The 13196-nt window shown below is 39.9% G+C and carries 12 protein-coding genes; 9 read left to right on the forward strand and 3 right to left on the reverse strand.

Annotated elements, in window-relative coordinates:
* The first annotated feature begins 1 nt into the window (after position 1).
* Genes mreC through rodA form a run of 4 tightly spaced genes read left to right on the forward strand, consistent with a single transcriptional unit; the run spans position 2 to position 4425 of the window.
* Positions 2 to 838 carry a rod shape-determining protein MreC gene (gene mreC / locus ACPUEN_RS13300; RefSeq protein WP_425636390.1) on the forward strand — a complete coding sequence of 279 codons (837 nt, stop codon included), beginning with the start codon at positions 2 to 4 and terminating at the stop codon, positions 836 to 838.
* Positions 828 to 1349 (forward strand): rod shape-determining protein MreD, encoded by a 522-nt coding sequence (locus tag ACPUEN_RS13305; protein ID WP_425636391.1) that lies wholly within the window; start codon positions 828 to 830, stop codon positions 1347 to 1349. Before mreC ends, ACPUEN_RS13305 begins: the two co-directional genes overlap by 11 nt.
* On the forward strand, positions 1349 to 3151 hold the full coding sequence (mrdA, locus tag ACPUEN_RS13310; RefSeq protein ID WP_425636392.1) for a penicillin-binding protein 2: 1803 nt from the start codon (positions 1349 to 1351) through the stop codon (positions 3149 to 3151). The genes ACPUEN_RS13305 and mrdA overlap by 1 nt, the downstream gene beginning before the upstream one ends.
* Positions 3151 to 4425 (forward strand): rod shape-determining protein RodA, encoded by a 1275-nt coding sequence (rodA, locus tag ACPUEN_RS13315; RefSeq protein ID WP_425636393.1) that lies wholly within the window; start codon positions 3151 to 3153, stop codon positions 4423 to 4425. Before mrdA ends, rodA begins: the two co-directional genes overlap by 1 nt.
* On the opposite strand, the gene ACPUEN_RS13320 is transcribed toward rodA, so the two are convergent.
* From ACPUEN_RS13320 to ACPUEN_RS13330, 3 genes are all read right to left on the reverse strand, one after another.
* A complete protein-coding gene (locus ACPUEN_RS13320; RefSeq protein ID WP_425636394.1) occupies positions 4422 to 4997 on the reverse strand; it encodes an HD domain-containing protein in 576 nt (191 codons plus the stop codon). The genes rodA and ACPUEN_RS13320 overlap by 4 nt on opposite strands.
* 20 nt (positions 4998 to 5017) lie before the next feature.
* A complete protein-coding gene (locus ACPUEN_RS13325) occupies positions 5018 to 5578 on the reverse strand; it encodes a Pycsar system effector family protein (RefSeq protein ID WP_425636395.1) in 561 nt (186 codons plus the stop codon).
* Positions 5579 to 5729: 151 nt separating this feature from the next.
* A complete protein-coding gene (locus tag ACPUEN_RS13330; protein ID WP_425636396.1) occupies positions 5730 to 6848 on the reverse strand; it encodes a hypothetical protein in 1119 nt (372 codons plus the stop codon).
* 33 nt (positions 6849 to 6881) lie between these two features.
* On the opposite strand from ACPUEN_RS13330, the gene ACPUEN_RS13335 reads away from it, so the two are divergent.
* The 5 genes from ACPUEN_RS13335 (at position 6882) to ACPUEN_RS13355 (ending at position 12972) form a co-directional block, all read left to right on the forward strand.
* The gene (locus ACPUEN_RS13335; protein ID WP_425636397.1) at positions 6882 to 7208 is read left to right on the forward strand and encodes a 2Fe-2S iron-sulfur cluster-binding protein; all 327 of its coding nucleotides are present in this window, start codon (positions 6882 to 6884) and stop codon (positions 7206 to 7208) included.
* Positions 7209 to 7216: 8 nt separating this feature from the next.
* A complete protein-coding gene (locus tag ACPUEN_RS13340; RefSeq protein ID WP_111613395.1) occupies positions 7217 to 7801 on the forward strand; it encodes a thymidine kinase in 585 nt (194 codons plus the stop codon).
* Between the two features lie 154 nt (positions 7802 to 7955).
* Positions 7956 to 8645: a DNA repair protein RecO gene (recO, locus tag ACPUEN_RS13345; protein WP_425636398.1), complete on the forward strand. Its 690-nt coding sequence runs from the start codon at positions 7956 to 7958 to the stop codon at positions 8643 to 8645.
* Between the two features lie 395 nt (positions 8646 to 9040).
* Positions 9041 to 10834: a transcription termination factor Rho gene (rho, locus tag ACPUEN_RS13350; protein WP_425640198.1), complete on the forward strand. Its 1794-nt coding sequence runs from the start codon at positions 9041 to 9043 to the stop codon at positions 10832 to 10834.
* A 509-nt stretch (positions 10835 to 11343) separates the two neighbouring features.
* Entirely contained in the window at positions 11344 to 12972 is a 1629-nt protein-coding gene (locus ACPUEN_RS13355; RefSeq protein WP_425636399.1) for a hypothetical protein, read from the forward strand.
* The last annotated feature ends 224 nt before the right edge of the window (positions 12973 to 13196 follow it).

Raw genomic sequence — 13196 nt, forward strand, 5'->3', positions numbered from 1 at the left:
AATGCTACGCATCCTTCAATTCCTTTATAGCCTAAGGTCTTTTCTATTATTTGTTTTGCTTGAAGTATTGGCGATCAGTCTAATAGTCTCCAATAATTCACCTCAGGGTGCAGCTTTCTTCAATAGTTCCAATGCCGTAACCGGATCAATTCTCAAGACCCGCTCAGACGTGGTGGATTTCTTTTCCCTTGCGGAAGACAATGAAGCACTCTTAAGTCAAAACGCTTTATTACTTGAACAACTTAAAACTATCAATGCTATCCCTGACAGCGTAACACTTGAGTTGGATTCTGCATTTGAGGCACAATACACCTTTAGAGGAGCACGAATAATCAGCAATTCCTTACGCTTTTCACAAAATCATATTACCCTTAACAAAGGCTCCAAAGATGGAGTGAAGCCTGGAATGGGTGTATTTAACGAGCAAGGAGTAGTTGGAAGGGTGCAATCAGTATCTGATAATTTTTCAGTAGCCTTTTCGCTGTTAAATACGGAAATGAGAATTTCTTCAAAACTCAAAAGCAATGGTTCATTTGGGTCAATAAACTGGGATGGTAAGGACTCAAAAAAAACAAAATTACTCTATGTCCCTCGCCACGTAAAGGCTAGTCCCGGTGACACCATCGTAACTAATGGATTCAGTGCAGTTTTTCCGGAAGGAATTATGGTTGGCACCATAGAAAGTGTAGATCAAAGCTCCGACCCTAACTCTTTGGATATTGTGGTAAATCTTAGTGTAGACTTCAGTAAAGTGCACTATGTCTATTTAGTAGAAAATAGTCGATTGGCCGAAATAGATTCTCTGCAAAAGCAATCAGAAATAGAAAATGAGTTTTAGAAACCTAATCACCTTTGTCTTCTTGGTGATTTGCCTGTGCACAGTACAGATTTTGCTATTGAAAAACGTAGCTCTTTTCGGTGTGGCATTCTGCTTCATTTACTTACTGGCTATATTGAGTTTTCCAATTAACATTCGAAGCTTTTCGTTAATCTTAATCAGCTTTGGAATAGGGCTATTAATTGACGTATTCTACGATACCCTCGGACTGAATGCGGCCGCAGCCACTCTCTTGGCCTTTCTTCGTCCCTATTGGCTAAAAGCGATCAGCCCAAATGGTGGCTATGATGACGGCAACAACCCAACTTTAAGGGAGATGGGAATTGGTTGGTATATAAGCTACTCTTTACCTTTAGTTTTCGCATTTTCACTTATGTTTTTCACTGCAGATCAGTGGGGAACAGGGGGATTATTTGGCGTGCTAAACAAAAGCCTTTTCTCCTCGATTTTTACAGTCATTTTGGCTATAATTGTACAACTACTGTTCTTCAAACGCAGGAGAGGAATCTGATGAACGACCAAAGGCCCGTAGTAATTATCATCTTTGTTTTCTTGGTAGGCGCAGTCCTTTTGACCAAGCTATTTATGATACAGGTGATGGACGACAGCTTCATGAAAAGAGCTGAGCGGAATGCTATTCAACGAATAGTAGATCACCCCTATCGTGGATTAGTTTACGATCGAAATGGAAAGTTGCTAGTTTACAATAATCCGATTTTTGATTTGATGATTGTTCCAAAGGAATTTGAAGTGGGCGATACTACTCGTTTCCTAGAACTTTTTAAGATCTCCAAAGAGGAACTGATTGAGTCTTATCAAACAGCGCGCAACTATTCCTCAGTCAAGCCATCCACCTTTATCAAGCAAATATCAACCAATGAATTTGCTAGAATTCAAGACTTCTTAATTGATTATCCAGGTCTATTCATAATGACTAGATCTGTTCGTTCCTACCCAAATCCTATTGCATCGCATGCGCTAGGCTATATCGGTGAGATTAGCGGCAGGCAACTGGAACGAGACAGTTCTGGCTATTACGTGCAAGGTGACTACGTAGGCCTCAGCGGAATGGAGAGATTCTATGAGGACGAACTCCGTGGTGAAAAGGGAGTGAAGTACAAAATGGTCAATGTGAGAGGAATTGATAAAGGTCCATTCAAGGATGGTGAGTTTGATACGGCGTCGGTTGCTGGTCATAACATCAACTCTTCCATCGATATGGAGTTGCAGAAGTATGGTGAGATGCTGATGATGGGAAAAACAGGTTCGGTGGTAGCGATTGAACCAAAAACCGGCGAGATACTCTCCATGATTTCCGCACCGTTTTATGACCCAAATAGTCTTACCGGTTCCGACTTTGGCAAAAGCTACACAGCACTGAATAAACTAGAAACAAAGCCACTTTTTAATCGCCCAATTATGGCGACTTACCCTCCGGGTTCAATTTTCAAAATTGTCCAGAGTTTAATCGGCTTACAGGAAGGCGTTCTTACTCCAGAAACTACATTTGCTTGCAATAAGTCTCTGGTTGCTTGTCATAATCACCCTTCACCAGTCAATCTTTTCGGCGCAATTCGAAATTCCTGTAACCCGTATTATCATCAAGCTTTCCGTCAAATCATCAATCGGGAAGTTTCAAGTAACACATTTAAGGATACAGAAATTGGTCTAGACGCTTGGCGTGAAAACGTGTTGAAATTCGGTCTTGGTGGCCAATTGGGCGTGGACATGCCAAATGAAAAAATTGGTGACGTCCCATCAAGTAGATACTACGATAGAGTTTATGGCGAAGGGCGCTGGAAATATTCCACAATTTATTCTCTATCGATAGGCCAAGGTGAGTTGCTAGTCACACCGCTTCAAATGGCAAATTTGGCAGCTATTTTTGCAAATAAAGGATTTTACTACACTCCGCATTTGATTCGCGCAATTGACGGTGACAATACCAAAATCCCAAAAGAATATCAAACAAAACACATGGTAGGCGTTGATGCATATCATTTTGATATGGTTCAGGATGCTATGGTCCAAGCGCTATATGGTACTGCCACGCGTGCGATTATGAAGGATATCCAGATTGCAGGCAAGACGGGGACCGCCCAAAACCCTCATGGAGAAGACCACTCCGTATTCATTGCTTTTGCGCCAAAAGAGAATCCTCAAATCGCAATAGCTGTATATGTGGAAAATGCTGGCTGGGGAGGTCGAGCTGCTGCAAGTACAGCCTCTCTTATGATTGAGAAATATCTCAAGGACAGTATCTCCAGACCGGATCTTGAGAACTATGTAATCGCCGGAAATTTCATCTATTAATGCGCGAGACAGATATTAACATAAATCGGGTGGACTGGATCACCGTTATGATCTATTTCGTATTGGTGATGATAGGCTGGTTCAATATCTATGCAGCTGTCTATGACGGGCAAGTGGACAAAAGCATCTTCGATACTTCGATAAATTCCGGCATTCAACTCGTTTGGATCGGCACCGCTATAGCCATCATCATCGTCATCATGGCGGCAGATTATCGATTGTTCGAAAATCTGGCTATTCCCATATACTTGGTTATGCTTGTTCTGCTACTACTAACTCCTTTCATCGGAAAAGAAGTAAATGGGCAAATTCTAACTATTGGCTTTGGCTCCTTTCGAATTCAGCCAGGGGAGTTTGCCAAATTTGCGACAGCCCTTGCGCTGGCCAAATTCATGGAAAGACCCACCTTTGATCTCTCCAAAACCAAATATCAGCTACAGGCATTTGGTGTACTTTTATTGCCGATAATATTGATCATTCTTCAGCCAGATACGGGGACAGCCATGGTCTATTTTTCCATGCTAATCATGTTCTATAGAGAAGGGCTACCGCAAAAATACTACATACTTGGAATCGGTATCATTGCAATAGCGCTATTGGCACTGGGTATAGAAAACAATCTCTATTTAGCTGGCGCGATAGTAGTGATCGTTGTGATTCTCATCATGATGGGGAAAAAGACCCCACAGCAAATTATAGGATTTAGTGTTATTGGACTGGTATTAATTGCATTTACTTATAGTCTTGATTTGGTAGTTTCTAAACTGCCAGAACATCAACAGAACAGAATAATGGTCCTTTTTAACCCCGATCTAGATCCGCTAGGCGTTGGGTGGAATGTAACTCAATCTAAAATCGCCATCGGTTCTGGAGGACTTACCGGTAAAGGCTATTTGCAGGGCACCCAAACCAAGTTTGACTTTGTCCCGGAGCAACATACGGATTTCATCTTTTGCACCTTGGGAGAAGAGTTTGGTTGGCTGGGGAGCTTGGTTGTGATCGCGCTATTTGTCACCTTGCTCACCCGGCTGATTTTCATGGCTGAACGTCAAAAAAACAGATTCAATCGAATATATGGCTATTGTGTCATCTCGATTCTGATGTTCCACTTCATGATCAACATTGCCATGACCATTGGACTATTTCCAGTAGTGGGTATTCCATTACCATTTTTTAGTTACGGAGGATCTTCGCTATGGTCATTTACCATTTTGCTATTTATTTTCATCAAAATGGATAGTGCCAGAGCACTACAGCTAGGAAGGATGGGTTAAGAGTCCAATAGCTTTTTCAGCCAAGCTTGCTTCTTCGGTTCTCTATTCTTGATGGCAAACGGTGTATGAAAATGGTGAGCTTTCAAAAAATTAATCTGTAGATCCTTCCATTGTTTAGCGGTAGAGATCACATTCATATTCTTTAATTCCTCAAATAATTTCTGGCTAATTTCCGGGTAATCATTTCTGCCTAAATAATCTAAGTCAGCATCACAGATAATTCGTTGCAAATGGTTTTGAGGGTTCTGAGGGATTTTTGTTGCCATGACCAACCCTTTGATCACGTCAATATCACGTTGGTCCACTCCTAAATCACTTAAAATATTCTCTGCCATCCCTGCCCCCACTTGCTCATGGTTTGCTGCACCTTTGAGAAATCCCATATCATGAACAATTGCTCCAACTTTCAATAAATACCTTTCTTTGTAGGGAATTTTTTCCCGCTTGATGTATTGATTGCAAACATTTAGCACATCTAGCGTATGTTCAAGCGCATGATAAGTCAATGTCTTGGGCAAATTTGCTTCAAGATCTGATAAAACTAGGTTTCGAAGAGTACGATATCCTTTCATGGCAAGAACAGGGCTTTAGGCTAAAGGGCAGTCTTTAAAGCGTAATACAAAATAAAAACAAACACTAGGCCAATATTAAATGATAAGTATCGTACAGAAAGGTTCACATTTCTAAACTTAGTAGCGGTGATTTTAGCATTGATATAAACCTGCTCTCCCAACTGATCAAACAGCGGGCGCCTCTGGGTGCTTACCTTTTCCAATTCTTTCACGTAGTCTTTGATAGGACCATATGAAGAAATAATATTCCCAAAAAAGAAAACACTCTTGTCATAATTGGCCTCAATTTGCGGCATGAAGCATCTAAAACTATAATAAATAGAAATGACGCTGAACACAAACCAAGTTCCCATGAAGCCATAAGTCAAATAGTCTGAAGAGGCTAGTTCAATTAAATGCTCATAAAACTGAAAAAAAACGTTCATCAACAATCCATAAAAGGACAGGACCAAGCCCGCTTTGATCTCCGAAGCTTTGATTAAATCACGCAAATACATGATTAAATACCAATAATTATCCACGGCATCTATGCCTGGATCAAATGGAGGAAGGTCTTTTAAGTCTTGGAGTTTCTTACGCATTGATTGAAAAAAGCTTACTCAATATTATCAATAGGTAAAAACAAGATAATCTGTGAATTAAGCAATTCCTATAAATTAAGGGGATTTCATTTTATAAAACTAAAAAAGAGCTGAAAACCAGCTCTTTGCACTTATATAGTTCAATTTTATATCAAACTTCAAACTTTCTATACACCAGCAAAAGAAACTCCTGTACTGGTTCAGTTTCAGATTGCCATCCTAATTCTTCCACATAGCGGGAATTAACGAGCGTAATCGCTTCATCAAATGTTTCACATTTATCTATGGATTTTAACGCATGTTTGAGTAGATCTGCATTTCCGTCAAATAGCTCCTTCGTAAACATGAACCGCTGATTGATTGCTAGACTTTCAGCTAGTTCACCCATTATCCCTTTCATACCTTTATAAGAGAGTGTCTCAAATTTAGCTTTCAGGTTATATGAATCTAGGGTGCCAGCAGAACCATTTGTATAGCGCATTTGGACAGTCGCAACTTGCTCTGCCTCAATTTCTTTCTCAGGTTCTGGAGCTACAGGCTTTCTAATTGGAGCCTCATTTTCTACCTCATCGAAAAATGAACTTGTTGATTCCTGCAACTTATTTACTTCAGGTGTTGGGTTAGAAGGAAGTTTTGTTTCCACATATTCCCGAACTAAATAAGCATCTAAATCAAATGGCTTGACATCTCCAAATGTTGCCAGGAGCAAGTTCACAGATTCTAACGACTCTTTAATTGCTTGATAATTTGCTGCCACGGCACGTAGATAAGCGCTTTCATCATGACCAAAACCAGCCTTATCTATTAAAAAAGAAACAACCTGAGCATGCCATTTGTAATACTTTTTATTCTCTTTCAGAAATTCATTGATATGCCCAGAAGGAGCTTTGGATATTTCATTTTGATAAAATGAAACCGGATCTGTTGCAAGCTGGATTGCCTGACTCACCGCAGTTTCTAATAACGGCTGAAGCTGCTCTTTCTCTACCTTGATTCTTCGCGAAAGCACGTTCATAAACTCAGTAAGTGCTTCATGCACCGTAATATCACGGTAATCGAAATAAGGATTACTCTTGAGCTTTTCGAGCTCTCCCTGCCACAGCTCGAATAACCTTTTAATAATAAAGAAATTCACCTGAGCACTATTGGTGAGCTGAACTATATCCTGTCCAGTCATGTATTGCTTGGAAGAGAAAAACTGACCACAAACAATTGCGGCATAGTCTTCGGCATATTTTTCTAAATAATTGCTGTTAATTTGAGTAGTCATTGTAGAGTGGTGTTTACAAAAGTCAACGAACAAATGCCCCAAATAGTCATAGAAAATCTATTTAATCTGAAGATTAATTCTGTTAGCGTTCCCCGTAAAGTTATCGAAATTATTCATGAAAATGGAATTGACTGGATGCACGCCTGCGGGAAAAAAGGCCGATGTACCACCTGCAAAATCATTCTGAAATCAGGTGAAGAAAACCTCTCACCTCCTACCAAACCGGAACTTGATTTCCTGCAGCAAGGAAGATTGAGAACGGGAGAAAGACTAGCATGCCAGACGGAACTCCTATCAGGAGAAATTGTCGTCCGTGTCGGTAACATCAATAAATTCCCACATATAAAATATAGCGAATAGAATTAGGCATGTTTATAGAACCTTCAATTGGTAGGATGAAGTCCTCAGGAAATAAAGGTCAGATCGAGGTGATTTGTGGGTCCATGTTTTCTGGAAAAACGGAAGAATTGATTCGCCGGCTGAACCGTGCACGAATCGCAAAGCAAAAAGTGGAGATTTTCAAGCCCTCAATCGACAAGCGCTACGATGAACATGATGTCGTTTCTCATAATGAGAATTCGATTCGTTCTACTCCGGTCAACTTTGCTGATGACATATTATTATTAAGCGGCGATTGTGATGTTGTGGGAATTGATGAGGTTCAGTTTTTTGATGAACAGATAGTAAGAGTTGCCCAAAAACTAGCTCTTCAGGGTAAGCGGGTGATATTGGCTGGACTTGATATGGATTTCGAAGGAAATCCCTTTGATCCTATGCCAAGGCTGATGGCAATCGCAGAATATGTAACAAAAGTAAATGCAATCTGTATGAAGTGTGGCGACTTGGCAGCATTTTCCTTCAGGCTTTCCGATGCCAAAGAGAAAGTGGTTTTGGGTGAAAAGGAAAGCTATGAAGCGCGATGCAGAAAGTGCTTTTATGAGGATAAGAAATAGTAAGGTGTTGGGTGACCGATGTTTTTTTGATTGATAGAAAACAATTGAAAGCAGTGTTTACTTAATGACATCGCTTTAGCCATATTCAACTAATAACTACAATCGGCGTAGATCTGCGTACTTTTCTGCGCTAATCTGCGGGAAAAATGAAGCAATGCTCAAAAAGACCCAAGGGATAGTTCTCAGTGCCATACGATACAAGGAGACAAGTATAATTGTAAAGATCTTTACTCGCGAACTAGGTCTGAAATCTTACTTGGTGAATGGAGTAAGGACTCAAGGTAACAAATCAAAAATAGCTTTATACCAACCGTTGACATTACTTGAACTTGTCGTATATGATAAAGACAACGGTGGACTCCAGCGAATTTCTGAAGCTCAACTCTACCGAGCACATCAGCTCATTCCTTTTGATTTTACCAGAACTGGAATAGCACTTTTCATTACCGAAGTAACAAGCAAGTCGATCTACGAGAATTACCAGAATGAACTACTCTTCGATTTTCTTCTAGAATGTATTATTGAATTGGATAATAAGCATGCCCAACTTGGCCAATTCCCATTGGTATTTTTAATTAAAAAAGCCAGTTTTCTCGGCTTTGCTCCAGAGGAAGCTCTTGGTTTTTTGTCAGAAAGTCGCTCCCAGCCTTTTTCTCCTACCGAACTGTCGCAAGCAGAAAATTACCTGAATGCTCTCATGAAAGATTCTTTTTCCAATCAATTCAAAATAAGTAAATCCCTACGCCAAAAGCTTTTGGATCACCTACTAGATTTTTATAGTCAGCACCTGGATAATCCAGGAAACTGGAAATCATTGGCGATTTTGAGACAAATTAATGAATGAGTATGGCTCGCGGCGGCACGGCGACGCAGGGAAAATCATGAACATTCAAGGTTTTTTAGATCCCCGAATGTTTTTGGGTTCCTTAAAAAAATCTCCATTCTCCAATTCTCCAATTCTCCAATTCTCCGATTCTCCAATTCATATTCCCTGTGAATTTCTGCTTATCCCTCTGTGAATCTCTGTGGCTCAAAAAATTCCATGCTTCCCAAATCACACAATTCCAAAACAATAATTTGTATTATCCAAACTCATACCTTAATATTGTGACATCACCGTGAATGAGCAAGTCAGCCCACTTTGACTTGAGTATTTCCTGCAGATCTTTTTTGCTCAGAAAATCATCCACGATCTCAAATACCGCATTTACTACATTTTATTTATTTCATCCCCTCTTTATGTACAACATAGAAGAACTCAGAGTCAGGTTATTATCTGAACTGAAGGAAATCGCTGAGGAGCTAGGTGTCAAAAACCGTAAAACTCTAAAGAAAGACGAACTCGTCTATGCTATCCTCGATCAGCAAGCCATCACCCCAGAGCAATCCTTGCCTAAAAAGAAACCTTCTGCTGCTGAAACCCCAGAAGCAGCAAAAGCGCCAGCATCACCCGCAGAGACTCCAAAGCCTGCAGCTGCCGCAAAGCCAGTGGAAGAATCGGAATACAAGCCTAAGTTCAAAAGACAAAATGTAACGGCAATTCCTAAAACAGAAGAAACTCCGGCTGAAGAGCCTAAAAAAACACCTGAACCTAGAGCCAAAGAGCCAAGACCAGACTGGAAAGCTAAAAAAGAAGGACAACAAGAGCGTCCAGAAAGAAAACCACAGCCACAAGCTGAGTCAAGCAATGATGAGCCAAAGACGTTCAGACCGAGAAGAAAAGCTGTTGATGAAGTAGAATCTACCTCTGAAAGCAAAGAAGAGAAAACTTCAAGTAAGCCTGTTCACACTAGGCCAGAACAAGAAGTAGAACTTCCTAAAAGAAGAAATTTCAAGTCTCCAGATGAAGTAATGGCACCTGCTGCCGAAACAACACCTCATTCAAACAGAAGACGCCCAGGAGTAAATCCACGTGATTTTGACGGCGTAATCGAAAATGAAGGTGTGCTGGAAATGATGCAAGAAGGATATGGCTTTCTTCGTTCGCTGGACTACAACTACCTGGCATCCCCAGATGATATCTATGTATCTCCTAGCCAGGTGAAACTTTTCGGTTTGAAAACCGGAGACCATATTAAAGGATCTATTCGACCTCCAAAAGAAGGAGAAAAATATTTTGCTCTCTTGAAGATTGCCACAGTAAACGGCAAAACCACAGACGAAATTAGAGATCGAGTTCCTTTCGAATACCTTACTCCTCTTTTCCCAGAGGAAAGATTAAATCTATCTACCACAGGAGATAAGTTCTCCACTAGAGTAGTAGATCTTTTTGCTCCTATAGGTAAAGGTCAAAGAGGCATGATCGTAGCTCAGCCAAAAACCGGTAAAACGGTCTTGCTGCAGCAAATCGCAAATGCTATTACCAGAAATCACCCTGAAGTGCACTTGATGATCTTGCTGATCGATGAGCGTCCTGAAGAAGTGACTGATATGGCTCGTTCGGTAAATGCAGAGGTAATTTCCTCCACATTTGACGAAACTGCTGACAGACATGTGAAGGTGTCAAATATCGTGTTGGAAAAAGCTAAGCGAATGGTGGAAGTTGGCCATGATGTGGTAATCCTGCTGGATTCCATTACGAGACTTGCACGAGCTCACAATACCGTGGTACCTAGCTCAGGAAAGATACTTTCCGGTGGTGTGGATGCCAATGCTCTTCATAAGCCAAAGCGTTTCTTTGGTGCAGCTCGTAACGTAGAAAATGGTGGTTCATTAACTATCATCGCTACAGCTCTTGTTGAAACAGGCTCCAAAATGGATGAGGTGATTTTTGAAGAATTCAAAGGAACCGGCAACATGGAACTTGCATTGGATCGTAAGCTTTCTAATAGACGAATATATCCTGCCATCGACGTGCTTAACTCAGGTACCCGTCGTGAGGACCTACTCATGGACAAAGAAGAAATGCAGCGTGTATGGATCCTTCGTAAGTTAATGAGCGACATGAACTCTCAAGAATCTATGGAATTCCTACTTCAACGAATGAAAGGAACTAGAGACAATGCTGAGTTTTTGATCAGCATGAACGGGTAAATCATTACTACCCACATTAAATAGCCAGACTCTTAGGGGTCTGGCTATTTTTTTTTGTAAAAAAACCATATCATTTTTTCAAGACCCAAATTCAATTTATTGATGCGTAGTGAGCTAGGCATTACTGTAACATCATAACTATTTAAAGGAATATTATTCTATAAGAGATATAAAACTGTATCTGTCTAACAAGAAAATGTATCTGTGAAAAACACTGAAAATCCGAGTTAGCTAGGTCAAGCCCTAATCATTTATTACGCATTGAATAATACCTATAATGAATTAAACTGAGCCAATAACGCCAAACAATAACTAATTAATTAGAAATTAAATATATTTTTTATGGTCTCTTTTATTTATGAAATTTTGTTTCATTTTTGTTCTGTAATTATTGAATACCCAATATAATTAACTGTAAAAAATAATTTTACAAAACATAATTCTAAATACTATATACAAAACACAATTTTAAGTAGATGAAATAAGGTCTTACCCCTATCTAAAACAATATGAAAAAATATCATTTAATCGGCTTGGTTACTGTCATAGCGTTTTATTCCTGTAATGACAGTTTGTCCCCTATTGACGAAGTTCCAACTATCGCAAAACACGTCACGATAGACACTGACAGCCAATCTCTTACGACCCGTGTAAAAAGAGATAATACTGGAGTGATGGCATTAATTGACCCAGACCTTCCTACTGGAAGACTGCTAGAAGTCGCATCTAATCTGCCTCTAATTATGGTATCTCAGGTAGAAGCACCTGTCTATGATGGAAAAACACTTAAAGCAACGCACGTAGATATTGATGGTGACTATGCCTATGTCTCTTACAATACAGAAGGAGACACCTATCTGGGAGCAGTTGATATCTTTGACATCACCAATGTGTATAGCCCGGTTATCACAGAGCAGGCTATTTTCACGGATTCGGATATCAGCTCTTTAGAATACAAAAACGGTAAACTTTATCTTGCTGCTGCAGTAAATATTGATGTAAACTCAGATGTGACTTCACCAGCGAATTTGATCACAGTATCAGTGGCTGGCGGGAAATTTATTTCAGACTTTGTATACACTTCTCTGCCTAGCTATGTCGCCACAGATGTTGCAAATACCAATTCAAATACAGCTGTCACTAGTGGAAATGATGGGGTAATCGGCCTTTTTGACGCATCCCAAAAATCTAAGTCCAGTACTCAAATGGGAGACCTAAGAGCGGTGGCTTTCGGAAGTGATAAACTAGCAGTACTCAGCGGTACTTCAGGTGTGCATATTTTGGATCCAAACAACTTATCTGAAGTAATTAATATTCCTTTGCCAGCTGATGTGGCTGGTGCCAAAAGAACTTTGGACATAGACAATGGAAATTTATATGTGGCCGAAGGAGCTAACGGAGCCGGTATATACAAAATGACTGACGGAGGCCTGATCCAAAAACTGCCTATTCCAAACAATCCTGATGATGTAGCTACAAGTGAAATTGTTACAAATGCTGTTTCGGTAGATAAAAACTTACTGTTTATGGCAAATGGTGCTGCAGGAATTTCTGTATCAGACGTAGCTGATTTAGGAGGTATCAAAAGTTTGGGGGTTTTAGAACTGGAAGGATCCTCAAACTTCTTACGAAATGAAGAAGAGTTTGTATTCATTGCTTCTGGCCATGGTGGCCTTCAGATTTTGAAAATCAATAAGAGTGAGGGGTCTAATGATCCGAGCTGCGCAGGATTGCCCAACTATAACGGTACTGCCTACTTGAACATCAATATGTTTGAGTCAGCTTCCTATTCGGGCTCCAGCGTATTAAAGGCTGTAAATATTGGAGGTTCATTGTTATTCTGCGGATCCTTGGCAATCGAGCAAAATCTCAACATCAATAGTGATGCAATAATGACTGTAAACGGCACCTTCGTTTTTGGTCAATACAAAAAGAACACAAGTTTAAATTTGGCTAGCTTTGCTACACTTAAACTTCAAGGTAACACCGTAATTTATGGTGATTTAAAATTACAAAGTGGATCTACGCTTGAATTCATAGGAGAAGACAGTTCCATTACGGTATATGGTACCGTAACCGTAAACAGTGGAGCTCAAATAATAGGAAAGTTTAAAGACACAGAAGGGAAATTCAAATAACAATATCTACATAAAATCAATTATTGAACCGACTCAGAAATGAGTTGGTTTTTTTTTGCCTCAGTCCTAATCCATTCCTAGCCGGCAAACAGTATATAGTTATATATTTCAAATGAATATCCAACTTGAGAAGTCAATTATTTTCAACTGGTTAAACCCTAACCCATTGGTTTTAAATTAAATCCTATTAAATTTGAAATGCATTTTACTAGTAATGAAATAGT

It is taken from the genome of Algoriphagus yeomjeoni, from assembly GCF_049821175.1.
GTDB lineage: Bacteria > Bacteroidota > Bacteroidia > Cytophagales > Cyclobacteriaceae > Algoriphagus > Algoriphagus yeomjeoni_A.

Excerpts from the sequence above, each read along its gene's own strand:
- rho (WP_425640198.1), top strand. The coding sequence starts at position 9,041 with ATGTACAACATAGAAGAACTCAGAGTCAGGTTATTATCTGAACTGAAG.
- ACPUEN_RS13355 (WP_425636399.1), top strand. The coding sequence starts at position 11,344 with ATGAAAAAATATCATTTAATCGGCTTGGTTACTGTCATAGCGTTTTAT.
- ACPUEN_RS13330 (WP_425636396.1), bottom strand. The coding sequence starts at position 6,848 with ATGACTACTCAAATTAACAGCAATTATTTAGAAAAATATGCCGAAGAC.
- rodA (WP_425636393.1), top strand. The coding sequence starts at position 3,151 with ATGCGCGAGACAGATATTAACATAAATCGGGTGGACTGGATCACCGTT.
- ACPUEN_RS13340 (WP_111613395.1), top strand. The coding sequence starts at position 7,217 with ATGTTTATAGAACCTTCAATTGGTAGGATGAAGTCCTCAGGAAATAAA.
- ACPUEN_RS13335 (WP_425636397.1), top strand. The coding sequence starts at position 6,882 with ATGCCCCAAATAGTCATAGAAAATCTATTTAATCTGAAGATTAATTCT.
- recO (WP_425636398.1), top strand. The coding sequence starts at position 7,956 with ATGCTCAAAAAGACCCAAGGGATAGTTCTCAGTGCCATACGATACAAG.
- ACPUEN_RS13325 (WP_425636395.1), bottom strand. The coding sequence starts at position 5,578 with ATGCGTAAGAAACTCCAAGACTTAAAAGACCTTCCTCCATTTGATCCA.
- mrdA (WP_425636392.1), top strand. The coding sequence starts at position 1,349 with ATGAACGACCAAAGGCCCGTAGTAATTATCATCTTTGTTTTCTTGGTA.
- ACPUEN_RS13320 (WP_425636394.1), bottom strand. The coding sequence starts at position 4,997 with ATGAAAGGATATCGTACTCTTCGAAACCTAGTTTTATCAGATCTTGAA.
- ACPUEN_RS13305 (WP_425636391.1), top strand. The coding sequence starts at position 828 with ATGAGTTTTAGAAACCTAATCACCTTTGTCTTCTTGGTGATTTGCCTG.
- mreC (WP_425636390.1), top strand. The coding sequence starts at position 2 with ATGCTACGCATCCTTCAATTCCTTTATAGCCTAAGGTCTTTTCTATTA.